This is a genomic window from Burkholderia humptydooensis, from assembly GCF_001513745.1.
In the GTDB taxonomy this organism is placed as follows: Bacteria; Pseudomonadota; Gammaproteobacteria; order Burkholderiales; family Burkholderiaceae; genus Burkholderia; species Burkholderia humptydooensis.
The window spans coordinates 725,931-748,878 of sequence record NZ_CP013382.1; the positions used below are offsets into that span (position 1 = coordinate 725,931).

The 22,948-nt window shown below is 67.2% G+C and carries 27 protein-coding genes; 17 read left to right on the forward strand and 10 right to left on the reverse strand.

Annotation, left to right across the window (positions count from 1 at the left end; all coding sequences use genetic code 11):
* Positions 1-78: 78 nt before the first annotated feature.
* The 3 genes from AQ610_RS22265 to AQ610_RS22275 form a co-directional block, all read right to left on the reverse strand.
* Complete coding sequence (locus AQ610_RS22265) at positions 79-1,233, reverse strand: porin (protein ID WP_043283081.1); 1,155 nt, start codon at positions 1,231-1,233, stop codon at positions 79-81.
* Positions 1,234-1,693: 460 nt separating this feature from the next.
* Positions 1,694-2,617, reverse strand: coding sequence for a YihY/virulence factor BrkB family protein (locus tag AQ610_RS22270; RefSeq protein ID WP_006028645.1), 924 nt, complete (start codon positions 2,615-2,617; stop codon positions 1,694-1,696).
* A 150-nt stretch (positions 2,618-2,767) separates the two neighbouring features.
* The gene (locus AQ610_RS22275) at positions 2,768-3,001 is read right to left on the reverse strand and encodes a DUF7661 family protein (RefSeq protein ID WP_009915633.1); all 234 of its coding nucleotides are present in this window, start codon (positions 2,999-3,001) and stop codon (positions 2,768-2,770) included.
* A gap of 279 nt (positions 3,002-3,280) precedes the next feature.
* Between AQ610_RS22275 and AQ610_RS22280 the strand changes: the two genes are divergently transcribed.
* Complete coding sequence (locus tag AQ610_RS22280; protein WP_006028647.1) at positions 3,281-4,303, forward strand: succinylglutamate desuccinylase/aspartoacylase family protein; 1,023 nt, start codon at positions 3,281-3,283, stop codon at positions 4,301-4,303.
* A gap of 265 nt (positions 4,304-4,568) precedes the next feature.
* Here the strand turns inward: AQ610_RS22280 and AQ610_RS22285 are convergent, their stop codons facing one another.
* The 7 genes from AQ610_RS22285 to AQ610_RS36335 form a co-directional block, all read right to left on the reverse strand.
* Positions 4,569-5,327: a GvpL/GvpF family gas vesicle protein gene (locus AQ610_RS22285; RefSeq protein ID WP_006028648.1), complete on the reverse strand. Its 759-nt coding sequence runs from the start codon at positions 5,325-5,327 to the stop codon at positions 4,569-4,571.
* Entirely contained in the window at positions 5,315-6,115 is an 801-nt protein-coding gene (locus tag AQ610_RS22290; RefSeq protein WP_009915632.1) for a GvpL/GvpF family gas vesicle protein, read from the reverse strand. The genes AQ610_RS22285 and AQ610_RS22290 overlap by 13 nt, the downstream gene beginning before the upstream one ends.
* Positions 6,112-8,253 carry a CDC48 family AAA ATPase gene (locus tag AQ610_RS22295; protein ID WP_006028649.1) on the reverse strand — a complete coding sequence of 714 codons (2,142 nt, stop codon included), beginning with the start codon at positions 8,251-8,253 and terminating at the stop codon, positions 6,112-6,114. The genes AQ610_RS22290 and AQ610_RS22295 overlap by 4 nt, the downstream gene beginning before the upstream one ends.
* Before the next feature lie 7 nt (positions 8,254-8,260).
* Entirely contained in the window at positions 8,261-8,770 is a 510-nt protein-coding gene (locus tag AQ610_RS22300) for an Hsp20/alpha crystallin family protein (RefSeq protein WP_009915629.1), read from the reverse strand.
* Positions 8,754-10,154, reverse strand: coding sequence for a sigma-54-dependent transcriptional regulator (locus tag AQ610_RS22305; protein ID WP_006028651.1), 1,401 nt, complete (start codon positions 10,152-10,154; stop codon positions 8,754-8,756). The genes AQ610_RS22300 and AQ610_RS22305 overlap by 17 nt, the downstream gene beginning before the upstream one ends.
* Positions 10,155-10,167: 13 nt before the next feature.
* The gene (locus tag AQ610_RS22310; protein ID WP_006028652.1) at positions 10,168-10,770 is read right to left on the reverse strand and encodes a hypothetical protein; all 603 of its coding nucleotides are present in this window, start codon (positions 10,768-10,770) and stop codon (positions 10,168-10,170) included.
* A gap of 62 nt (positions 10,771-10,832) precedes the next feature.
* Entirely contained in the window at positions 10,833-11,222 is a 390-nt protein-coding gene (locus AQ610_RS36335) for a hypothetical protein (protein ID WP_144411851.1), read from the reverse strand.
* A gap of 23 nt (positions 11,223-11,245) precedes the next feature.
* Here AQ610_RS36335 and gvpA point away from each other — a divergent pair, with 23 nt between their 5' ends.
* The 16 genes from gvpA (at position 11,246) to AQ610_RS22400 (ending at position 22,930) form a co-directional block, all read left to right on the forward strand.
* Positions 11,246-11,467: a gas vesicle structural protein GvpA gene (gene gvpA, locus AQ610_RS22315; protein WP_009915627.1), complete on the forward strand. Its 222-nt coding sequence runs from the start codon at positions 11,246-11,248 to the stop codon at positions 11,465-11,467.
* Between the two features lie 74 nt (positions 11,468-11,541).
* Entirely contained in the window at positions 11,542-11,823 is a 282-nt protein-coding gene (locus AQ610_RS22320) for a hypothetical protein (protein WP_006028655.1), read from the forward strand.
* 92 nt (positions 11,824-11,915) lie between these two features.
* The gene (gene gvpN / locus AQ610_RS22325) at positions 11,916-12,863 is read left to right on the forward strand and encodes a gas vesicle protein GvpN (protein WP_231749053.1); all 948 of its coding nucleotides are present in this window, start codon (positions 11,916-11,918) and stop codon (positions 12,861-12,863) included.
* A 108-nt stretch (positions 12,864-12,971) separates the two neighbouring features.
* On the forward strand, positions 12,972-13,142 hold the full coding sequence (locus tag AQ610_RS37570) for a hypothetical protein (protein WP_006028657.1): 171 nt from the start codon (positions 12,972-12,974) through the stop codon (positions 13,140-13,142).
* Between the two features lie 10 nt (positions 13,143-13,152).
* Entirely contained in the window at positions 13,153-13,386 is a 234-nt protein-coding gene (locus tag AQ610_RS22335; protein WP_009915625.1) for a hypothetical protein, read from the forward strand.
* Positions 13,373-14,122: a GvpL/GvpF family gas vesicle protein gene (locus AQ610_RS22340; protein WP_006028658.1), complete on the forward strand. Its 750-nt coding sequence runs from the start codon at positions 13,373-13,375 to the stop codon at positions 14,120-14,122. Before AQ610_RS22335 ends, AQ610_RS22340 begins: the two co-directional genes overlap by 14 nt.
* Positions 14,123-14,130: 8 nt before the next feature.
* Positions 14,131-14,358: a gas vesicle protein GvpG gene (locus AQ610_RS22345; protein WP_006028659.1), complete on the forward strand. Its 228-nt coding sequence runs from the start codon at positions 14,131-14,133 to the stop codon at positions 14,356-14,358.
* A complete protein-coding gene (locus AQ610_RS22350) occupies positions 14,355-14,612 on the forward strand; it encodes a gas vesicle protein (RefSeq protein ID WP_009915623.1) in 258 nt (85 codons plus the stop codon). The genes AQ610_RS22345 and AQ610_RS22350 overlap by 4 nt, the downstream gene beginning before the upstream one ends.
* Positions 14,609-14,971, forward strand: coding sequence for a gas vesicle protein K (locus AQ610_RS22355; RefSeq protein ID WP_006028661.1), 363 nt, complete (start codon positions 14,609-14,611; stop codon positions 14,969-14,971). The genes AQ610_RS22350 and AQ610_RS22355 overlap by 4 nt, the downstream gene beginning before the upstream one ends.
* 10 nt (positions 14,972-14,981) lie before the next feature.
* Positions 14,982-15,302, forward strand: coding sequence for a gas vesicle protein (locus AQ610_RS22360; protein ID WP_045554694.1), 321 nt, complete (start codon positions 14,982-14,984; stop codon positions 15,300-15,302).
* A 496-nt stretch (positions 15,303-15,798) separates the two neighbouring features.
* Positions 15,799-16,350 (forward strand): GNAT family N-acetyltransferase, encoded by a 552-nt coding sequence (locus tag AQ610_RS22365; RefSeq protein WP_006028664.1) that lies wholly within the window; start codon positions 15,799-15,801, stop codon positions 16,348-16,350.
* Between the two features lie 69 nt (positions 16,351-16,419).
* The gene (locus AQ610_RS22370; RefSeq protein ID WP_043283085.1) at positions 16,420-17,367 is read left to right on the forward strand and encodes an ABC transporter substrate-binding protein; all 948 of its coding nucleotides are present in this window, start codon (positions 16,420-16,422) and stop codon (positions 17,365-17,367) included.
* Between the two features lie 60 nt (positions 17,368-17,427).
* Entirely contained in the window at positions 17,428-18,426 is a 999-nt protein-coding gene (locus tag AQ610_RS22375) for an LLM class flavin-dependent oxidoreductase (protein ID WP_006028666.1), read from the forward strand.
* Positions 18,427-18,485: 59 nt separating this feature from the next.
* Entirely contained in the window at positions 18,486-19,808 is a 1,323-nt protein-coding gene (locus AQ610_RS22380) for an LLM class flavin-dependent oxidoreductase (protein ID WP_006028667.1), read from the forward strand.
* A 139-nt stretch (positions 19,809-19,947) separates the two neighbouring features.
* Positions 19,948-21,813: an amino acid ABC transporter permease/ATP-binding protein gene (locus AQ610_RS38000; protein WP_006028668.1), complete on the forward strand. Its 1,866-nt coding sequence runs from the start codon at positions 19,948-19,950 to the stop codon at positions 21,811-21,813.
* A gap of 178 nt (positions 21,814-21,991) precedes the next feature.
* Positions 21,992-22,930 carry an ABC transporter substrate-binding protein gene (locus AQ610_RS22400; protein ID WP_006028669.1) on the forward strand — a complete coding sequence of 313 codons (939 nt, stop codon included), beginning with the start codon at positions 21,992-21,994 and terminating at the stop codon, positions 22,928-22,930.
* The last annotated feature ends 18 nt before the right edge of the window (positions 22,931-22,948 follow it).

The window sequence follows — 22,948 nt, forward strand, 5'->3', positions numbered from 1 at the left end:
GCATCTGCGCCAGGCTGGCTTTGCGGTTGCGGCCGGCGACGCCCGAAGGCGCCGGCGAGCCGCGCGTCGCGGCTGCGCTTAGAACTTGTGGCGCAGGCCCAGCGCGACCATCTCTTGCGACTTCGTACCGTTGACGCTGTACGAGCCAATCGACGCTTGCGCCGATTGCGTCGTCGTCGCATCGACGCGCTGTGTGCCGCTCGCGTGCTGGTATGCACCCGCGAGGTAGACGTCCGTGCGCTTCGACAGTGCGTAGTCCGCGCCGATCGACACCTGGTGGTACTTCGCGTCCGTGTCGCCGCTCGCCTTCGTGTACGCGTAGCCGAGGCCGAGCAGCAGTGCCGGCGTGGCCTGGTACGTCGCGAAGCCGCGGCCCGTGTTGTACTTCTCTGTCGACGAGAAGCCCGAGAAGCCGTCCGGCTTGTATTGCGCGTTGCTGTAGCCGAGGCCGACCGTAACCGGGCCGAACACGTACTGGCCAGCCACCTGTGCGATGCCGATCGACTTCGCGCTTGCGTAGCCGGAGTTGATCGCGCCGTCGAAGATCGCGTCGGACGAACCGCTCCACGTCGTGCGCACGCCGCTCGCCGGCGACGGGTTCGACGTGTAGAAATAACCGGCTGCGACGCCGATCGGGCCGTTGTTGTACGCCGCCGCCGCCGACCACGTCTGGCCTTGGCCCGCCGCACCCGCAATGCCGCTGAAGCCATACAGCGCTTCGAACTGGAAGCCCGCGAACACAGGCGACGTGTACTTGACCGTGTTGTTCACGCGCAGGCTGTTGTCGTTGTTGTCGACATCGCCAGGGGTGGCGAACAGGCTGCCGAAGTAGTTGTCTGCCGTGAGCGGCTGCACCAGGTCGACGAGCGGATCGTACTGGCGGCCGAGCGTCACCGTGCCGTATTGATCGCTTTGCAGACCGACGAACGCCTGGCGGCCGAACATGCGCTTGCCCTGGCTGAGCGTGCCGTCATTCGAGCTGAAGCCGTTTTCCAACTGGAAGATCGCCTTCAGGCCGGCGCCGAGATCCTCGGTGCCCTTCAGGCCCCAGCGGCTGCCTTGCAGATTGCCGCTGCCCATCAGCCATGCGTTGTTGGCCTTGCCATCGTTACCATGAACATAAGTGATCGACGTATCAATCACGCCATACAGCGTGACGCTGCTTTGAGCCTGGGCTGCACCGGCTGCGCCCAGCAGCGCGAGCGAGAGGGTAGACAGAGCGAGTTTCTTCATCGAGTTATTTCTCCACGCGAGTGAGTCGTTATTTGTTGCGGATTGGAGAATAGCGCACTGCACCAGACGCAAGAAATCCAAAAAAATAAAGTGTCTCAAAAAGGTGACAGCGATGGAAAGTCGTTTTATATCAATCACATAAACGACTATTTCGATTCGAGGAACACTGGCCGATTGCTGCGTTGCGATTGTTGTGGGAACAAGTATCTTGCTCGCGGAGGGGAGGGTTTTCGGGCGGTTTACGCAACAAAAACAGGGTGGGCAAACGTTTGCGGATGTGCGGCCGGCCAGCATGGCGACAATCGTGCGCTCGAACGCCGCGACGTGATGCGGCTCGACGCACGCCTGCACCTTTCCGCTCTTGACACGCGGCATGCCGAGCCGGATGTTTGCTCGCGCGCAACAACCGGAAAGGCCGGCGTAAGGCGCGGGCGGCTTCCTGATGCGCTCGCCGGGCGCGTCAGTCGTGCGGGCTGTCGCGCGCCGGCGTCGCATCGGCTTGCGGCGCGGCCGCGTTCGATGTGCGCGCCGCGCCGCGCGCCGCCGCGAATTCCGCGCCGAGCAGCAGCACCGCGGCCGAGAAGTACAGCCACATCAGCAGCACCGCGAACGATCCCGCGGCGCCGAACGCGCTCGCGGTGCCCGCGTGCGCGAGATACAGCGCGAAGAGCTTCTTGCCCGCCGAGAACAGCACGGCGGAGACGATGCCGCCCGTCATCGCGTCGCGGTTCGACACGCGCGCGTCCGGCAGGAATTTCATCAGCGTGCCGAATGCGAACGCGAGCACCGCGATGCCGATCGAGAACTGCAGCAGGTTGCCGATCGCGACGTATGGCGACGCGCCCCACAGCCAGCGGCCGATGAACGTGATCGCGGTGTCGAGCACGAGCGACACGATCAGCAGGAACGCGACGCCGAGCACGAGCCCGAACGAGATCAGCCGCACCCGCACGAGACCGAGCACCGACGACGCGCGTGTTTCGGTCGCGGGCCAGATCACGCTGAGCGCGGTGTTCAGCGATGCGAACGTCGCCGACGCGCCGATCGCGAGCATCGCGAACGAGATCAGCGCCGCGGTGCCGCCGCGGCTGCCGCTGCGATGCGCGTTCTCGACGATCGTCTGCACGCCGGCCGCCGCCTCGTTGCCGATCAGCTCGTGCACGTGGCTGAACACCTCGCCGCGCGCGGCGTCGGCGCCGAAGAACCAGCCGGCGACCGCGATCACCATCACGAGCGTCGGCGCGAGCGAAAACGCCGAATAGAACGCGATGCTCGCCGCCATCGCGGCGCAGCGATCGGCGGAGAAGCGCTTGAACGCATCGAGCGCCCAGTTGACGTTGTGACGGACGAGCTTTTGCCGTTGTTGCGGGATCAAGGATTTCATGGGTTGCGCATACGGGCGCGAGCATCGCGCGCCGGGGTCGTTTGCCGTTTTTGCGTCGGACGCCGCCTGATCAGAAAAGTTTACTCAATCCGGCGAAGCAGGGCGACGACGTGCGGCGGCTGCGGCTGCGGCTGCCGCGCGCGGCGCCGTTCAGTCGGGCTCCGGCAGATCGAGGCGCTCGACGTCGCCGTTATCGGGTGTCGCGCTCTCATGGAACAGATCGCCGAGATACTGGCCGAGCTCGTCGGCTTCGAGAAAATCCGGAATGACGAAATGCGCGGGACGGCGCTTGCCGTCCGCGCCGGGGTAGAACGGCACCCAGCGGTCCTGCGCGCGCTCGACCAGGATCTGCTTGCCGAACACGTTGAAACGATGTGTGGTCATGCGCAGGCTCCCGAGGGATCGGTGCTTCGGTGGCGTGCGTCCGGAGGCGGGCCGCGCGAACGACCGTGTGCCCGGCGGCTCGCGCATGCGCCGGCCGAACGCGGCCGTAAGGCGACATTAGCAGAAAACCGCGCCGCACGGCATTCGAGGCGTCCGGCGGCATCGACGGCGCGGCGCCGCTCGGTCGCGCATCGCGCCACCGAGCGAGCGCCGGCGATTGCCGGTATGCTCCTTTTCACCGCCTTGTTATGCTCAGGCCGCCGCAGGCCGATGCCGACCATGACCGACACCTCCCGCTTCCGAAATCCGATCCGCAGCGAAGTCGATCTCGACGCGAACGGCAAGCACGCCGGCTATCTGCGCGTGCCGCACTCGGTCCATCGTTCGGCGTACGGATGGATTCCGGTGCCGATCGTGTCGATCCGCAACGGCAGCGGCCCCGTCGTGCTCGTGATGGCGGGCAACCACGGCGACGAGTACGAAGGCCAGATCGTCGTGTCGCGAGTCGTGCGGGAGATCGACGCGGCGCAGGTCGCCGGGCAACTGATTTTCCTGCCGATGGCGAATTTCCCGGCGGCGGACGCGGGCTCGCGCGTGTCGCCGATCGACGGCGGCAATCTGAACCGCAGCTTTCCCGGCGATCCGGCCGGCGCGCCGACCGCCGTGATCGCTCACTACATCGAGCACACGCTGCTGCCGCGCGCGCAGTATCTGGTCGATCTGCATTCGGGCGGCAGCTCGCTCGTCTATCAAGGCGGCAACATGCTCGCGCTCGAGCCGCGCGACGCGGCCGAGCGCGCGCGTGTGCGGGCGCTGCTCGCCGCGTTCGGGCTGCCGCGCGCATTCCTGCATGCGCCGAATCCGGTGCACGCGTCGTCGGCCGCGCGCAGGCAGGGCGCGATCTCGATCCTGACCGAGCTGGGCGGCGGCGGCATGTCGGACCCGGCGCTGATCCGCGACGCCCGTCGCGGCCTGCTGCATTTCCTCGGCTTCGTCGGCGCGCTGCACGGCCCGCTCGTGCCGGACAGCCCGCCCGCGACGACGCGTTTCATGCGGGTGAGCGGCGCGCATCACTATGTGTACGCATACGACAAGGGCCTCTACGAGCCGCTCGTCGAGCTCGGCGCGCGCGTGCGCGCGGGGCAGCCGGCCGCGCTGATCCATTTTCCCGATACGCCGCTGCGCGAGCCCGTCATGCAGTGCTTCGCGAGCGACGGCGAAGTCGTTTGCAAGCGCGTGCCCGCGCAGGTGCGGCGCGGCGACTGTCTGTTCCAGCTCGCGGAAGACGACGCGCCGGCGTGATCGCGCGGACTTGTGCGTCCGGGCGAGCATTGCGACGCGAATGCGTTGTGGAGGGCGCGCGACGAGGCCGGCGTCTCAACGGCGCGCCATGCATCGCGAAGCGCCGTGGCGTCTTGCGCCGGGCGGTTGAGGCGAGTGCCCGTGACGGATTGCGTGACGAGGCGTGCATCGCGAATCGCTGGCTTCCGGCAGCGAACCGCATGCTACGCCCCGTGCCTCGCGCGCAAGCGCGGGGCACGGTCGCACGGTAGTCGGCACGCGGCTTTCAACGAGCGCTGTCTTTCTTTTCCGGAGCCGCGACGTTTGCAGATATTGAAACGGCTGTCGACGGGCGGCGCATCAGGCGGAGCGCGCGATGCGGTTCCGGCGCCGACGAGCGCTCGTCCGTGGCGAAGCTGTACGGCGGCCATGGGCCGGACATATAGAGCGGAAAGGCGGTCTCGCGCGCCGCTTGCCGACATCGATCGACGAAGTCGTCGAGCGTCGTTTGCCGAACGAGAAAACTCAGGCTCACGAAGCCTTCCACCAGCCCGTCGAACCGCCAGTCGCGGTACAGGTTCCGAAGCACCGCCGCGATGCGTTCCCCGTGCGACCGCGCGACGGAGTTTGGCGCGCCGCGAGCGGCAAGATAGGCGTGGCCGGGACCACCTGCCTGCGGCCGAGGCTGTGCGCGCGGCGCTTCGGGAAGCCGGAATCGCAGCCCCATTTCCACGCAGCCGTCGATTCGCTGCAACAGATCCCGATACATGTCGCTTTCGTCGTCGAGCCAGTCGCGCACGGCTTGCTTGCTGTCGAGGCAAGTGGGAAAGCGCATCGGCACGATGGCGCCGTGCCGGAAGAGCGCGGCCACGGTCTGGCCGAAGTCGAGTGCCGACGGTATCGTCGCGGACGGCGCCCGAGGATGTTCCGAGACGATGGTGCGCAGATGCGCGCCGTCCACGATTTCGAGCCGCGCGCCGGCCACCCCCGGCGGCAGCGTGATGGAGCGCTTCGGTGTCAGCACGGCGTAGGTCAGCCAGACCATGTCGTCTCTTCGGTGAGCGGGGCGCAAAAGCTGTACGGCGGCCATGGTCCCGAAAAGTCGAAATGCAATCCCCACGTGGCGAACTCGGCGTCGATGGCTTCCGCTTGTCGGCGGAATGCCGGGACATCGCGGTTTCGCACGAGGAACGCCCAGTTCGCTACGATTTCGTGCTCCGAATCCGATGCGCGGCACGGCCGGCTGCACATCTCCACCGCGTGGCGCTGCAACCGTGCCGAGATTGGCGGCACGCTCTGCTCGAGCCAGTCGCGCAGGTTTTGCCCGGCCCGCGCCTGAAGCTGTCGCTCGCGCAGATAACGGGCGCCCGCCGTGCGAGCCGCCGATTCCGGCTCGTCGGCGCGAAGCAGCGCGGCTTGCGAGTCGGCGGCCGCCTGCCGATCGAGCCAGCCTTTGACAGCCCACTCCGTCTTGCCCTCGACGTGATCGAGGACGCGGCCGATATGCGCGTGACAGCTTTCCATCAATGCGATGACCCGGCCGGCGCCGGAAAACAGGGTGCCGAACTGAGCCGGAATGACCGGCGAATATCGCATCGTCCACTCGATCGCCGCCGCGTGGACGGCCACCCGGCCAGCGATCCAGGCCGGGTCCGCCAGCCGCCGCTCGGCGTCGGCTCCGGCAAACTCGCTGCGCGACACGTCGCAGAGCACCGCAGCCAGATTTCCCTCGTGCAGCAGTTGCAGCCGCGGCTCGCCCGGCGCTCTCTTGGCCCATGCGGGGGCGAGAGGTTCGGCTCGCGCGAAGCAGAACAGATAAAGGGCGTCGTTCATTGGGTCTGCTTGCGCCGCTGCCTTGCTTCCTGGATCGCATCGGTCAGGTCTGCGGTGCTCAGATGCAGCCGCGCCGGATCGCGGATATCCTCGGCGACCGCGCGCCGCACGGCCGACAGCGCTGCGCGGCGGCACACCGAGGCGATCTCGGCGGCGGAGAACCCGCTGCTTTCCTCCGCCATCCGGTCGCTGGCCACGTCGGCGGCGAGCGGCTTGCGGCGCAGGTGCACGTCGAAAATCTCGCGGCGCGCAGCCGGGTCTGGCAGCGCAATTTCAATGATCTCGTCGAAGCGGCCGGGACGCAGCACGGCCGGATCGAGCATATCGATGCGGTTCGTGGCGGCGAGTACCATCACGCCTTTTAGTTCCTCTATGCCGTCGAATTCGGCCAGAAACTGCGACAACAGACGCTCCGGCACATGCGCGCCGGTTGCGCCTTCGCTGCGCCGGGGGGCAAGCGCATCGATTTCGTCGAAAAACAGCAGGCAGGGCGCCGCGTGCCGTGCTTTGCGGAACACGTCGCGCACGCCTTTTTCCGATTCGCCGATGTATTTCGACATCAACTCCGGTCCTTTGACAGGAATGAAATTGACGCCGCACTCATTGGCCGCGGCCTTCGCGAGCCAAGTCTTGCCGCAACCGGGCGGGCCGACGAGCAGGATGCCCTTGGAAGGCTTGGCGCCCGCACGAGTCAGCAGTTCCGGATACTTGAGCGGCCATTCCAGCGCTTCGATCAACTGCGCCTTCGCGTTGCCGAGGCCGCCGACATCTTCCCAGCGCACGTTGGGAACTTCGACGAAGACCTCGCGGATTGCCGACGGATCGATCTCGGCCAACGCGGACAGGAAATCGTCCATGTTCACGACGAGGCGATCGAGCTGCTCGTAGGAAATCGAGCGCAGGCCGAGATCGAGTGTCGACATGAGACGACGCAGGCAAAGCATTGCCGCTTCTTTGCACAGCGCCTCGAGATCTGCGCCGACGAAACCGTGGGTGATGTCGGCGAGACGATCCAGGTCGACGTCGGCCGCGAGCGGCATGCCGCGACTGTGGATTTCGAGCACCTCGAGACGGCCGTTGCGATCAGGGATCGGAATCGCGATTTCGCGATCGAAGCGGCCAGGCCGGCGCAATGCCGGATCGAGCGTGTTGGGCAGATTGGTGGCGGCGATCACGATGACCTGCTGACGGCCGCTCAATCCGTCCATCAACGCTAGCAGTTGCGCGACCACGCGCTTTTCCACTTCGCCGACGACAGTTTCGCGCTTGGGCGCGATCGCATCCACTTCGTCCAGAAAAACGATGGCGGGGGCCTTGCGCGCGGCTTCCTCGAAGATCTTGCGCAGATGCGCCTCCGATTCGCCGTAGAACTTGTGGATGACTTCGGGGCCGGACACCGAGAAGAAAGCCGCGTCGCATTCGTGTGCGATGGCCCGCGCAATCAGCGTCTTGCCGCAACCCGGCGGGCCGTACAGCAATACCCCTTTGGGCGCGTCGACGCCGAGCCGCTCGAAGACTTCGGGATAGCGCAGCGGCAGCTCGATCATTTCGCGGATGCGCATCAATTGCGGCTTGAGGCCGCCGACATCCTCGTACGACAGCGACGGGGCGACCACCGCAGGCTCCCCCTTCGCGGGCCGTCCGATCGACAGCTCGGTGTTCGGGCCGATCAGCACCGGTCCGCGCGGCGTGCAGCTCGTCACCTTGAAATCCGCGCAGCGGCTGCCGAACAGCGTCGCGCGGATGCGGTCGCCCTCGATCACCGGCAGGCCGTCGAGCAGGCCCGCGATGTAGTCGAGATCGCCCGGCGCGGGGGCGGCGTTGATGGGCGTCAGTTGCACCAGGTTCGCCGGACGCGCCGCCACTTTTTTCAGCGTGACGAGCTCGTCGATACCGGCGCCGGCGTTGCCGCGGACGACGCCGTCCAACTGCACCCTCGACTGGGCGCGTAGTTCCTTGTGCGCGAGCATGGCCTTGCATACGGTGGCACGCTTGCCGCGCACTTCGACCAGATCGCCTACCGCCGCGTCCAGCAGTGCGAGATCCTCCGGCCCCATGCGCGCGAGCGCCCGGCCGACGTCGCGGGCGTTGCCTTCCGTCACGCGCAGTTGGAGCCCGCCCTGTTCCGCTTTGTCCATGGTCGCCTCAGTCCGTGCACCTGATTTCGAGAATTCCGTTGTTGCACCCGAACTGCATCTGGTCGCGCGTATACGGGCGCGGCAGCAGTACTTCCTTGATGTATTTTTTGGGGCGGTGCTCGGCGACGATCGTGAGCATGTCGTCCTGGACGTCGAGTCTGATGTCTTCCATGCTCACGCCCGGCATTTCGGCCACCACGAGCGTATGGTCGCTTTCCTCGAACACGTCCACGATCGGCTCGATGACTTCCTGCACCACTGCGTGGCCGGACTTGTCCTTGCGGATGTTGCCGAACGGCTCGACCGAGACGCGGTCCTTGTCTTGCCCCAGGCCGACCTTGATGTTGATGCCGTAGACACCTCGGATACCCGTATCGGTCGCGCGCTCCTTCAGCAACTGAAGTTCGTTGCCGGTCTGGGCCAGTTCGTTGAGCTTTTCCACCAGGTTCACGATGCCCGACATGATGCCTTCGAAGCCACCGTCCGATTCTTTCGCTCCGTCACGCTTGGTCTTCATCGTCGACTCCTCGGAATTCGATGCGGTATTCTTTGACCTTCGAATGGATGGTCTTGTAGTCGACTTGCAAGACTCGTGCCGCTTGGGCCTTGTTGCCATGCGTCGCCTGCAACACCTGTTCGATGACCCGCCGCTCGATGTCGGCGATATTGCGTCGTACCACCTCCTTCAGAGACAGTCCTTCCCAGCCGAATTCGGGCGGCGGCGCCGCGCGCTTGCCGGACGACGCGATATTCAGGTGAGCCGGCTGCACGACGTTGCCGGCGACGAGGACGGCTTGCCGGATCGTGTTGCGCAACTGCCGGACGTTGCCAGGCCATGAGTGATTCAACAAGACCTCGCAAGTCGCGTCGGCGAACGTGACGGCGGGCTTGTCGAGTTCGGCGCAGGTTTGCGCGGCGAAGTGCTGTGCGAGATAGACGATGTCGTCCCGCCGTTCGCGTAGCGGCGGGACGTGAATCACGAATTCGGACAGTCTGAAGAAGAGGTCGCTGCGGAAGCCGCCTTCGAGCGCCTTTTGCTCGACGTCTTCGTTGGCGGCGGCGACGATGCGCACGTCGAGCGGCAGCGGTACGTTGCCGCCCACGCGATACAGCGTGCGCTCCTGGATCACGCGAAGCAGCTTAGCCTGCGAAGCGAGCGGCAGGTTGGCGATCTCGTCGAGAAACAGCGTGCCGCGATTCGCCGCCGAGAACTTGCCGGGCTTGGCGATGGCCGCGCCGGTGAACGCTCCCTTTTCGTAGCCGTAGAGTTCCGATTCGAGTAGCTGCTCCGGAATCGCGCCGCAGTCGATCGCGACGAACGGCGCCGCGCGCCGCCCGCTGCCGCGATGGATCGCGCGTGCAACCAGTTCCTTGCCGGCGCCGCTTTCGCCCAGGATCAGGACCGAAAACGTGCTCTTTGCCACGAGTCCGATCCGTGCGACCAGACGGGCGATGGCTTCGCTCGGCCCCATGCTTTCGCACAGGCTGGCGGCGACCGACGGCTCGCTGTTCCGGCCGCTGCCGCTTGTCAGCGCCGTTCTGATCGCGCTCATCAGGACGTCGTCGTCGACCGACTTCGACACGCAGTCCTGGACGCCCTCGCGCATTGCGCCGATCGCGCCCTGCACGTCCGGCTGATCGGTCAGCATCACTGCAGGCATTTGCGGTGTCCGTCGCCGGATCGCCTGCAGCAGGTCCAGTCCGCTCATGTCCTGCAGGCGGTCGTCGAGCACCACCGCATCGGAGCGCTGTTGCTCCAGGGTTCGGAGCGCCGCGTAGCCAGTTTGAGCGGACACGGCATCGAGGCCGGCGCTGCGCAGCAACTGCGTCAGCCGCGAGCCGAAAATCGGTTCGTTGACGATCAGAACGCGCGCCGGCAGCGCGCTTGAAACCGTGTTCATGACGTTCGTCGTGTCAGATAGTCGGACTGCCGAGCGGATAGCTCACTGCGAGATCGGGCGGCAGCAGAGGCGCGACTCGGTGCAGCGCGCCGATAAACAGCATGCCGGTGCCGCCCGCCGGCAGCGTCTCGTCGATGCGGCGCGCGATGAATCGATCGCGTCGTTCCAGCAGATCGGATGCGATCCGGTAATTGGCATCGATTCGTTGTCCGTCGGCGGAGGCCGCGTTGAGCAACCGCCACGCGAGTTCGTATTCCTCCACCAGCAGCTCCGGCGCTTCGGTGCCGACGAGCGTCGCGCCTTGGCGACTCAGCGACTGCAACAAGCGATGGTTGCGACTGCCCGCCTTCGCGAGGTCGTCGACGATCTCGAGCTCGCGGCCGCACACCGGCAAGCCGTCCTGATAGATGCGCAGGGTTTTCAGGTCGAGCTCGAGCCGAGGAATGGCTTCTTCGATGCCGTCCCACATGTGCTCGATGTCGATCGCGCGGCGCTGCGACGAGGTCGCGCCGGATTTGGTCTGCGCGGCGTCGGTGAGGAGCGGCGCAATCTGCCCCATGTCGATGCCGGTATGGAGAATCGGAATGTAGATCAATGCGCGGCTGCTGTCGGGCATGGCCGCTCCCCTTTCTATTTTTCCGCTTTATGTATGGTGTCCGAACTATGCTGCAATTGTCATCATAGGAAATATACTGGCATCTGCGGCGGCATTTTTTGTGGTGCACGATTCGCACATTGGCGGCTGTATGGAAAGCGTTCCATGGAATGCTTTCCATACAGCGACGCCGCTTCCCATACGCCGGATATGCGCGTTTGCGCAAACGGCGCTTCAATCGATTTCAATATTGATCGAAACACAAAAATGGAAAATCGCAATGCCGGAACAATGTTCCGAACGGCGGGTTTCGCATCGATTTTGTTCGCGTGGCAATCGAGGTCGTCGACTATCGGCGCCGCACGATCGACGAACACGTTCCCGACGAATTTCTTGCGCGAAGCACCGCGCCCCGGCACGGGGGTTGCTTCGAGGCCGTAGCCTGCTTCTGCAGCGCAAAGGTCTTTTCCCATCAACGCATTGCAAGGAGGCCATCATGGCCAAAGTGCAGAAATCGACTGACTCTTCGAGCCTGGCCGAAGTTGTCGATCGCATTCTCGACAAGGGAATCGTCATCGACGTGTGGGCAAAGGTATCGCTCGTCGGCATCGAGCTGCTTTCGATTGAAGCGCGCGTCGTCATCGCATCGGTCGAAACCTATCTTAAGTATGCCGAAGCAATCGGCCTGACCGCGACTGCCGCAGCGCCAACCGCGTGACCGACGTTGCCGCCGCATGGCGGGCAACTTGGTTTCCGGCTGCGGCAAAGCGGTCGGCCTCGAAAGGAACAGCCATGAACAGCATGACGCAAGACATGACCCGCCTGCATCAGGAAGTCACGGCGGGTCACTGGGAGAGGCAGAGACTGCTGCAGAAGCTGACGGATTCGCGCGAGGACCTGCGAATGGAAGTCGCCCAACTGCTGCGGCAACTGCATCTGGCCAATGCCGACATGTTCAGCCAAGCGCTCGACGCGCGAACTGCTTTCGTGACGGACCTGGTCGGGCGCGTGCATGATCTTCGACAATCGTTCGTTGCCGATCTGAGGGGAGCCCGCCGCGCCTGGCGAGGCTAGTACCGTTTGCAACCGGGCGCGGCGGCCCCCACCGATCGATGCGTTCGGCCGCCGCTGCGCCTGCCGATGCTTTCCGATAACTGGAGAGAATCATGACCGATCTCGCCCCACCGCCGGAACTGGTTGCAGCGGCGCGCGGCGTGAATGGCGATGGCGGCGCCCGGGACAGGGTGCGATTGGAAGCGAGTGCTGAGTTCGTGCAGACGCCCGCCGTTCGCAACCTCACCGAACGCGCGTTGACCTATCTCGGCGCTGGCTATGGGGTGCATCTTGCGGGGCCGTCGGGCACCGGCAAGACCACGCTCGCGTTCCACATCGCCGCTCAGCTCGGTCGGCAAGTCGTGCTGATGCATGGCGACGACGAACTCGGCAGCGCCGACCTCGTCGGCCGCGGCGCAGGATACCGCCGCTCCCGGGTGGTCGACAACTTCATCCATTCGGTGGTCAAGACCGAGGAGGAAATGACCACGACCTGGATCGACAATCGCCTGACGACGGCCTGCCAGCATGGCCTCACGCTGATTTACGACGAATTCAACCGATCCCGGCCGGAAGCGAACAACGCGCTCTTGCCGGTGTTGTCGGAAGGCATCCTGAACTTGCCCAATCGCATGACGGGCGCCGGTTATCTGACGGTGCACCCCGGCTTTCGCGCGATCTTCACGTCGAATCCGGAAGAGTACGTGGGCGTGCACAAGACGCAGAACGCGTTGATGGGCCGGCTGATCACGATCCAGGTGGGGCACTACGACCGCGAGACGGAGGTCGAGATCGTCCGGGCCCGCTCCGGAATCGCGCGCGCGGATGCGGAGCGCATCGTCGATCTCACCCGCCGGCTGCGTGACGCCGACGACAACGGGCACCACCCCAGCATTCGGGCGGCCATCGCGCTCGCGCGTGCTCTCTCCTATTGCGGCGGGGAGGCGACGCCCGACAATGCCGGCTACGTATGGGCCTGCAGGGACATTCTCGGGGTGGACCTGGAGCAAGACGCGCGGACACGCAGTCAAGCAGGCCGGCGCACGAAAGCGCGGAGATGAATCATGCCGATTCCGAAAAAAGGGTTGCACGACATCCGTTTCCGGCATGCGCCCGGCGCGACTCCGCTGCCGGTGCACAGCATGTACATGCGGATTTCATGCATCGAAATGGAGAAGAGCCGGCGGACCATCGAGCGGCGAGCCGCGCAGCGCCGCATCGCCGCCGTCGACAGTCGGGTCGCCGATCTGGAGCGGGAAAAGGCCAGGCTGTATGCGGCGATCGACAACGAAGCGCCTCAGGCGGGCGACATTCGCGGATCGTTCCGGATCCGATATTGAGAGGCACATCATGCACATCAACTGCATTTCCTGTGGACACCAGATCGAAGTCGACGACGATTCTTACGCTCGATACCGTGGCGCGCTGCGTTGCTGGGTCTGCCATTCGCTGCTGACGGTGGACATCGTCGAAGGCTGCGTCGAATCCGTCCGTCTTCAGGAGGCCTCCGTGATCGTGCCTCCCAACGCGCAGCCGAACATGCGCAAGCCGACGCCGCGCGAGGTACAGCATGAACAGCCGTAACGGCGCCCGCTATCTGTACGCTGTCCAGCATGCGCGAGACGTGCCGGCAAGCCTTCCAGCCGGGATCGGCGGAGCGGCTGTCCGTGCGCTGACCGACGGTGACGTCGCGGCGATCGTCAGCGATACGGGGCTCGCGAAGGTCCGTCCCGAGCGACGCCATTTGCTCGCCCATCACACGGTCATCCAGAGCCTCGCGGCCGCCGGCACCGTATTGCCGGTGGCGTTCGGCACGATCGCCACGAGCGAAGTCGCGCTGCGCAGGATGCTCAGGAAACACCGCAACGCGCTCGCCGGCGAGCTCGCGCGGCTCGTGGACCATGTGGAAATGAGCGTGCGCCTGAACTGGGATGTGACGGATCTCTTTCGCCATCTGATCGACGTCCGCCCTGATCTCAAGGCCGCGCGCGACGCCATGCTGGCGCTTGGAAGCGCGGTCACGCGCGACGACAAGATCGAGTTGGGCAGTCGCTTCGAGCGCGTGCTGAACGAAGAGCGGGCGCGCCATGCGGCATTGGTGGACGAGGCGCTCGACGCGTGCTGCAAGGAGATCCGGAGAGACCCGCCACGGCACGAAACGGAAATCCTGCACTTGACCTGCCTCGTGCGGCACGCCGAACTCGGCAGATTCGAGTCGGGCGTGGCCGCTGCGTCGCGCGAACTCGACGATTCGCTGGTGCTGAAATACAGCGGACCATGTCCGCCTCACCATTTCGTCAATCTCAACATGAGTCTGTGAAGGGTGCCATGTTCATTCTCGATAACCTGCTTGCCGCGCCGATCAAGGGCATGTTCTGGATCTTCGAAGAGATCGCGCAGGCCGCCGAGGAAGAGACGATCGCCGATATCGAGATGATCAAGGCGGCGCTCGTCGAGCTCTATCGCGAACTCGAATCCGGCCAGATCGACGAGACCGAATTCGAGACGCGCGAGCGGGCGTTGCTCGATCGTCTGGACAGTCTGGAAACGTCGTGACGTCGCCTTGCTCGTCGCCATCACATGCCGTGCGCAGCGCGGACGGCGAACCCGTTTCGGCCGAACTCGCGCAGCGGTTGTCCCTGTGCGAGTCGCTGGACCGGATTCTCAACAAGGGCGCGGTGATTTCCGCGCAGGTGGTCGTGTCGGTAGCCGACGTCGATCTGCTCTACTTGCATCTGCGCCTCCTTCTGACGTCGGTGGAAACCGCGTTGGTCGGCCGCGCGATGCCGCGCGAAGAGGCCTCCCGATGAATGCGCCGCACGCGGCGGCGGTATCGGACGCCGCCGCACTAGCCGCCGCGCTGGAACAAGCGCTGGCTCAGCAACAGGCGCCGCCGCCGCGCGCGACGCAACGTTTCGATGTCGCGACTGCTTCCGCGGGCAACGGCCTCGCGAAGCTCGTCCTGGCGCTGATGAAGCTGTTGCATGAACTGCTCGAACGGCAGGCGTTGCGGCGAATCGAGGCCGGCAGCCTGAACGATGACGAAATCGAGCGGTTGGGGCTCGCGCTGATGCGGCAGGCCGAGGAGATCGAGCGGCTCGCCGCGCAGTTTGGCTTCACCGATGCCGATCTCAATCTCGATCTCGGCCCGCTCGGCCGTCTTTTTTGAGAGCTGTCCAATGAGCCCGACACGCACCGCTTCGCCGCCGCACAGCGTTTCCAGCACGACCGTGGCGGATCTGCTCGAACGCGTGCTCGACAAGGGCGTCGTCATTACCGGAGATATCCGGATCAATCTGGTCGACGTCGAGCTTCTGACGATCCGCATCCGGCTGCTGGTCTGCTCTGTCGACAAAGCGAAGGAACTCGGCATCGACTGGTGGAATGCCGATACGTTCTTCCTGGGGCCGGATAGAGGGCAATCCGCGCTGCCGGGCCGGGCCTCCGCCGTCGATGTCGCGGCGGGCTCCGCAGTGCATGCCGACGCGGCGCATCGGTGATGCTCGCGCCGCTTCGCACGCCGTGTGGCGTTCGAGAAATCCGGATGGATCGGGAGGCGGGCGCGAGCGCGCTGATTTTTTCCGACGCCGCGAGCGGACCACGTTCGTCCGTGCGCGGCGAAGCATCCGCGCCGTCGTTCACGCCGGATCGCTGACGCGCGGTGCGGTCGGCGGCCGGCACTGCTGTTACGTCGAGCCGATCGCATCGCCGGATCGCGCAGCGCGCCGCCCGTTCCATCGAAATCCTTGCTACGCCGCCGCCGATATCGATATCGAAATTGCTTGGTTAGGCTTTGCGAGTCGAAACGCTAATGTGATGAACAGCGGTAGCGCGATGACATCGCGAAAGGCGCGCATCGGATCATGCGGGTGCGCGTCGGATAGCGATGCCGCGCCGCTGCCCGGATTCCGCAGATCGAACGGGCGCGCCGCCGCGGCGGGCCGTCGTATCGGCCGCGCCGGCCGTGCGCAACCGTTCGCCATCGACGACATCGCCATGACCGACAGCATTATCGATACCGCGCCGCACGACGCGCGCGCGAAACCCCTGATCGACGCGCTGATCGACGAATACGCGACGCGCTATCACGCGTATCGGCCCGACAGCCGTGCTTCGGCGCAAGCGGAGCTCGCGCGCTATCCGGCCGAGCTGTTCGCGCCGCCGGAGGGTGCGTACATCCTGCTGATCCGCGGCGGCGAGACGATCGGCGGCGGAGCCTTCAAGCGATACGACGCGCACACGGCGGAGCTCAAGCGGATCTGGACGCGCGCCGATCTGCGGCGGCAAGGGCTCGCGCGGCGCGTGGTCCGCGAACTCGAGCTGCGCGCGGCGCGCCAGGGCTATCGGCGCGTCTATCTGACGACGGGCTTCCGGCAGCCGGAAGCATGGGCGCTGTATCTCGACACGGGCTACGCGGCGCTGTTCGATCGCGACGTCGACCCGGAGATCTACGTGCATTTGCCGTTCGGCAAGGATCTGATCGAGCCGGGCCGCGTCGGCACGCTCGACGACCTGCGCGCGCCCGTGCCGGCCGCGCCGGTCGAGTGACGCGCCGCGGCCCGTCTGTCGCCTCGAACGCGACCACGCATTCGCCACGAACGAGAACAGGAATCGTCGATGAAATCACCCTACATGAAGTCGTTCGCCGGACCGATCGCGCGCGCCGTCGTCGCGGCCGTGCTGGCCGGCATCGGCGCGGCGGCGTTCGCCGCCACGTTCGATCTGAGCCCCGAGCAGCCCGGACGCGTGCGCGGCGCGCGCGACGAGGCGGTGATCCGCGCGCTGCCCGCGGGCTTCAGGTTCGCCGAGCCCGATACGCTGACGGTCGGCATCGCGCCGAGCCAGCCGCCGATCAGCGCGTATGCGACCGACGCGCACACCGTCGTCGGCTTCGACGCCGATCTCGCGCAACTGCTCGCCGACAGCCTCGGCCGCAAGCTGAAGATCGTCGCGCTCGCGTGGGCCGACTGGCCGCTCGCGCTCGAATCGGGGCGCGTCGACGCGGTGCTGTCGAACGTGACCGTGACCGAGGAGCGCAAGGCGAAGTTCGATTTCTCGACGTATCGCAAGGATCAGGTCGGCTTCTACGTGAAGTCCGACAGCAAGATCGCGTCGATCAAGGAGCCGAGGGACGTCGCGGGCCTGCGCGTGATCACCGACGCCGGCACGAACCAGGAGAAGATCCTGCTCGAATGGGACCGCGAGAACGTCGCGCACGGGCTCAAGCCCGTCACGGTCCAGTATTACGACGATCACGCGGTGAAGAACGTCGCGCTGCAATCGGGCCGCGCGGACGCGATCTTCAGCGTGAACTCGGTGCTCGCGTATCAGGCCGCGCAGCAGCGCCGGACGAAGCTCGTCGGCACCGTGAGCGGCGGCTGGCCGCGCACGGCGGACCTCGCGGTCACGACGCGCAGGGGCAGCGGCCTCGCCGCGCCGTTCACGCTCGCGATCAACGATTTCATCCGGAACGGCGCGTACCGGCGCGTGCTCGATCGCTGGAGCCTCGGCTCCGAAGCGATCGACGCATCGCGAACCAACCCGCCGGGCTTGCCGAAGACGTGACGCGCGACGCCGGACGCGCGCGGTTTCCCCGATTTCCCGTAGCCTGAATACGTACCCGCCATGTCTTATTCGTTATCGCTGCTGGACAAGAGCCCGATCGCCGAAGGCGCGACGGCGGCCGACGCGCTGCGCTTCACGGTCGCGCTCGCGCGGCGCGCCGAGGCGCTCGGCTATCGCCGCTTCTGGATCGCCGAGCATCACGGCGCGCCGGGGCTCGCGAGTTCCGCGCCCGAGATCGTCGTGTCGCACGTGCTCGCGCATACGTCGACGATCCGCGTCGGCTCGGGCGGCGTGATGCTTCAGCACTACAGCCCGTTCAAGGTCGCCGAGACGTTCAAGCTGCTCGCGTCGCTCGCGCCGGGGCGCGTCGATCTCGGCGTCGGCAAGGCGCCGGGCGGCCTGCCGCTCACGACGCGCGCGCTGCAGTCGCTGCACGGCAAGCCGCGCAAGCCCGCGTTCGCCGACCAGCTCGCCGAGCTCGACGCGTTCCTGAACTGGGGCGTCGCCGAGGAGCATCCGCTCGCCGGCGCGCTCGCGCTGCCGGTGCCGCCCGAGGCGCCCGAGCGCGTGCTGCTCGGCGGCTCGCCCGAGAGCGCCGCGCTCGCCGCGCGGCTCGGCTGGCAGTTCTGCTATGCCGGGCACTTCAACGGCGACGAGGCGAACGTCGAGCGCTCGCTCGGCGCCTACCGCAGCGCGACCGGACGCGCGCCGCTCCTCGCGCTGTACGCGGTCGCCGCGCCGACGAAGGGCGACGCCGAGCGGCTGATCGGCGCGCTGCGGATCTTCAAGCTGAAGCTCGCGGGCGGCCAGAGCTTCAATCTCGGCAGCGCGCAGGCGGCGGCCGAGTTCGCGCGCCAGAGCGGCGCGACCGATTACCGGGTCGACGAGCTGCGTCCGCACGTGATCGCCGGCGCGCCGGACGACGTGCACCGCGAGCTCGATGCGCTGTCGCGCCGCTACGGCGTCGCCGAGTTCGTCGTCGATTCGCCCGTCACGCACTATCCGGCGCGGCTCGCGTCCGTCGAGCTGCTCGCGCGCGAGCTGCCCGTGCGGACCTGAGCGCGCGGCGCGCGCGGGCCGCGCGCCTTCACCCGATCCCAACGACACCGATCTTCGCCATGACCCAGTCCACGATCCCATTCGGCATCATGCTGCAAGGCGCGGGCAGCCACATGAACGCGTGGCGGCACCCAAGCAATCCGCCCGACGCGAGCGTCAACCTCGACTTCCTGGTGCGCGTCGCGCGCAAGGCGGAGGCGAACGGCATCGCGTTCGCGTTCGTCGCCGACGGCCTCTACATCAACGAGAAGTCGATCCCGCACTTCCTGAACCGCTTCGAGCCGATCTCGCTGTTGTCCGCGCTCGCGACCGCGACGTCGAAGATCGGCCTCGCGGGCACCGTGTCGACGTCGTACAGCGAGCCGTTCACGGTTGCGCGGCAGTTCGCGTCGCTCGATCTGCTGAGCGGCGGCCGCGCGGGCTGGAACGTCGTGACGACGCCGCTCGAGGGCACCGCGAAGAACTACGGCACGAAGCACCCGGAGCACGACCTGCGCTACGAGATCGCCGACGAATACCTGAGCGTCGCGCAGGGGCTGTGGGATAGCTGGGACGATGACGCGTTCGTGCGCGACCGCGCGAGCGGCCGCTTTTTCGCGCGCGACAAGCTGCATGCGCTCGATCATTCGGGCCGGTTCTTCGAGGTCGCCGGGCCGCTCAACATCCAGCGCTCGCCGCAGGGGCAGCCGGTGATTTTCCAGGCGGGCTCGTCGGACGCGGGGATCGCGCTCGCGGGCAAGTACGCGGATGCGGTGTTCACGCATTCGCCGTCGCTCGACGAGACGCGCGCGTTCACGCGGCGCGTGAAGGACAGCGCGCTCGCGCACGGCCGCCGGGCGGACGACGTGAAGATCTTCCCCGGCATCGGGCCGATCGTCGGGCGCACCGCGGCCGAAGCGGAGGACAAGTACCGCGCGATCCAGGATCTGCTGACGATCGACGACGCGCTCGCGTATCTCGGCCGCTACTTCGACCACCACGACTTCACGCAATACCCGCTCGACGCGCCGTTCCCGGAGCTCGGCGACGTCGGCCGCAACAGCTTCCGCTCGACGACCGACCACATCAAGGCCGACGCGCGCGCGAAGGGGCTCACGCTGCGCGAGACCGCGCTCGCCGTCGCGACGCCGCGCCCGCAGTTCATCGGCGCGGCGCAAGACGTCGCCGACGCGCTGATCCGCTGGATCGACGCGGGCGCGGGCGACGGCTTCATCCTCGGCTTCGCGGTGCAGGCGCAGGGGCTCGACGATTTCGTCGAGCTCGTGATCCCGGCGCTCGAGGCGCGCGGCCGCTACCGGCGCACGCTCGCCGGCGCCACGCTGCGCGACCACCTCGGCCTGCCGCGCAAGGAAAGCCGCCGCGCGGCGGCCGAAATCGCATGACGGCGCGGCCGGCGGCGGCGCGGCGCCGCGCGCATGCCGCGTCGCGCGCGAGCGCTGCGGCCGCGCTCGCCGTTGCAATCGGCATCGGCGCATCGAAGGTGCGCGCGGCACGACATCGAATCAGCAAGGAGCCACGCTCATGAGCGACGTCACTCACGCTGTCGGCGGCGCGTTGCCGGCGCCGGGCATTCCCGCCGCGCGCGCCGACGCGCCGCGTTTCAGGATCGTGCCGGCCCGCTATCGCGCGCGCACGGCGGGCACCGTGCTCGCCGCCGTGCTGATCGCGCTCGTGCTGAACTCGGTGCTCGGCAATCCGCAATGGGGCTGGCCGGTTTTCGCCGAATGGTTCCTGTCCGGGCCGGTGCTGTCGGGGCTCGCGCGCACGCTGTTGCTGACCGCGCTCGGCGCGCTGTTCGGCTTCGCGCTCGGCGTGCCGCTCGCGCTCGCGCGCGTGTCCCGCTCGCCGCTGCTCGCCGCGTGCGCATGGGCGTTCATCTGGATGTTCCGCTCGATTCCGCTCGTCGTGCTGCTGCTGATCCTGAACAATCTCGGCTATCTGTACGACCACGTGTGGCTAGGCGTGCCGTTCACGGGGATCACGTTCGCCGACGTCGCGACGGCCGACCTGATCAGCCCGTTCTGCGCGGCCGTGCTCGGCCTGACGCTCAATCACGCGGCGTTCGCGGCCGAGGGGATTCGCGGCGGCATCCTGTCGGTCGATCAGGGGCAGCTCGAGGCGGCCGCCGCGCTTGGCCTGCCGCGCGTGCGTCAGGCGACGCGCATCGTGCTGCCGCAGGCGATGCGCGCGTTTCTGCCCGTCGCGTTCAACGATCTGATCTCGCTCGCGAAGGGCACGTCGATGGTGTATGTGCTCGCGATGCCCGAGCTCTTCTACACGGTGCAGGTGATCTACCGGCGCAATCTCGAGGTGATTCCGCTGCTGATGGTCGCGACGGTCTGGTATTTGATCATCCTGACCGTGCTGTCGATCGTTCAGGCGCAGGTCGAGCGGCGCTACGCGCGCGGCGCGGTGCGCCATCCGGGGCGGTTGCCCGTCGCGGCGCTCGTCGGCAAGCTGGTCGATGCATTGCCGCGGCGCGGGCGGGCGGTGGTGTCGGCGGCCCGCTCGGACGATGCGGCGCGCGCCGTGGAAAAAGGCGCGCGTCCGGCCGGCGAGGCGTCGGCTTCCGGCGCGCGATTCGCGCGCGGCGACAGGGCGGCCGCCGCGCCGGCGGGCACGCGCCGCGGCGGCGAGGTCGCCGTGCGTCGCGTATCGAAGAGCTTCGGCCCGCACAAGGTGCTCGACGACGTGTCGTTCGTCGCGCCGGCAGGCAGCGTCACCGTGATCCTCGGCCAGTCCGGCTCCGGCAAATCGACGCTGCTGCGCACGATCAACCATCTCGAGCGCGTCGACGGCGGCTTCATCGACATCGACGGCGAGCTGGTCGGCTATCGCCGCGACGGCGACACGCTGTACGAGTTGAAGGAAAAGGACGTGCTGCGCCGCCGCGTCGACGTCGGCATGGTGTTCCAGAACTTCAACCTGTTCCCGCACCTCACCGTGCTCGAGAACGTCGTCGAGGCGCCCGTCGCGTCGGGCCGCGCGACGCGCGCCGAGGCCGAGCGCATCGCGCGCGAGCTGCTCGCGCGCGTCGGTCTCGCCGCGAAGGCCGACGCGTATCCGCGCCAGTTGTCGGGCGGCCAGCAGCAGCGCGTCGCGATCGCGCGCGCGCTTGCGCTGAAGCCGAAGGTGCTGCTGTTCGACGAGCCGACGTCCGCGCTCGATCCGGAGCTCGTCAACGAGGTGCTCGACGTGATCAAGGAGCTCGCGCGCTCGGGAACGACGCTCGTCGTCGTCACGCACGAAATCGGCTTCGCGCGCGAGGTCGCGGACACGATCCTGTTCATGGAGCACGGCCGGATCATCGAAGCGGGGCCGCCCGCGCAGGTGCTCGGCGCGCCCGCGCATCCGCGCACGCGCGCGTTCCTCTCGAAGGTGCTGTGATGGCGGCGCGGCGACAGGCGGACGTGCGGCGCGGCGGCCTGGGCGAAGGCGGTCGCTGCTGTGACGACGTCGCCGAGCGCGATCGCATCGCGCAATCGCACGCGCTCGCATTGCACCGCGCCGCGTCGATCGCATCGGAGGCATCGGAGGCATCGGAGGCATCGGAGGCATCGCCGCGATGATCGACCGACGCACGTTCATCGGCCGCGCGGCGGCGTTCGCGGCCGCGTTGGCCGCCGCGCCGTCCGGCGCGCGCGCCGCCGGCATCGCGGTCGATCTCGATCCGCGTCAGGCGGGCCGCGTGCGCGCCGTCCGCGATCCGGCCGCCATCGACGCCGCGCGCCGCTGCCGTTGGGTCGACGACGGCGCGTTCACCGTCGCGATCGCGCCGCATGCGCCCCCCGTCGCGACGTTCGCGACCGACGCGCGCACCGTCGTCGGCGCGGACCCGGATTACGCGCAACTGATCGCCGATGCGCTAGGCCGGCGGCTCGCGCTCGTGCCCATTGCGTGGGCCGACTGGCCGCTCGGGCTGAGCTCCGGCAAGTACGATGCGGTGATCTCGAACGTCGGCGTCACCGAGAAGCGCAAGGAGAAGTTCGATTTCACGACGTACCGGCTCGGCCTGCACGGCTTCTATGTGAGGACCGCGAGCCCGATCGCGCGGATCGCCGGGCCGCGGGACGTCGCGGGCCTGCGGATCATCACCGCGTCGGGAACGAGCCAGGAGCGCATCCTGCTCGAATGGAACCGGCGCAACGTCGCGCAGGGGCGCAAGCCGGTCGACGTGCTGTACTTCGACGACGACGGCGCATCGCGCGTCGCGCTGCTCTCGGGGCGCGCGGACGCCGAGCTGAATCCGAACGCGACGCTCGCGTACCAGGCGGCGCGCGACGGCAGGATCCGGTGCGTCGGCAACGTGAACGCGGGCTGGCCGGTCAGGGCCGACGTCGCGATCGCGACGCGCAAGGGCAGCGGCCTCGCCGACGCGCTGACGCTCGCGACCAACGATCTGATCCGCGACGGCAAGTACCGGCAGGCGCTCGCGCGATGGGGGCTGCTGTCGGAGGCGGTCGACCGGTCGGAGACGAATCCGCCGGGGCTGCCGTCGTTCTGAGCGCCGACGACGTCCGCT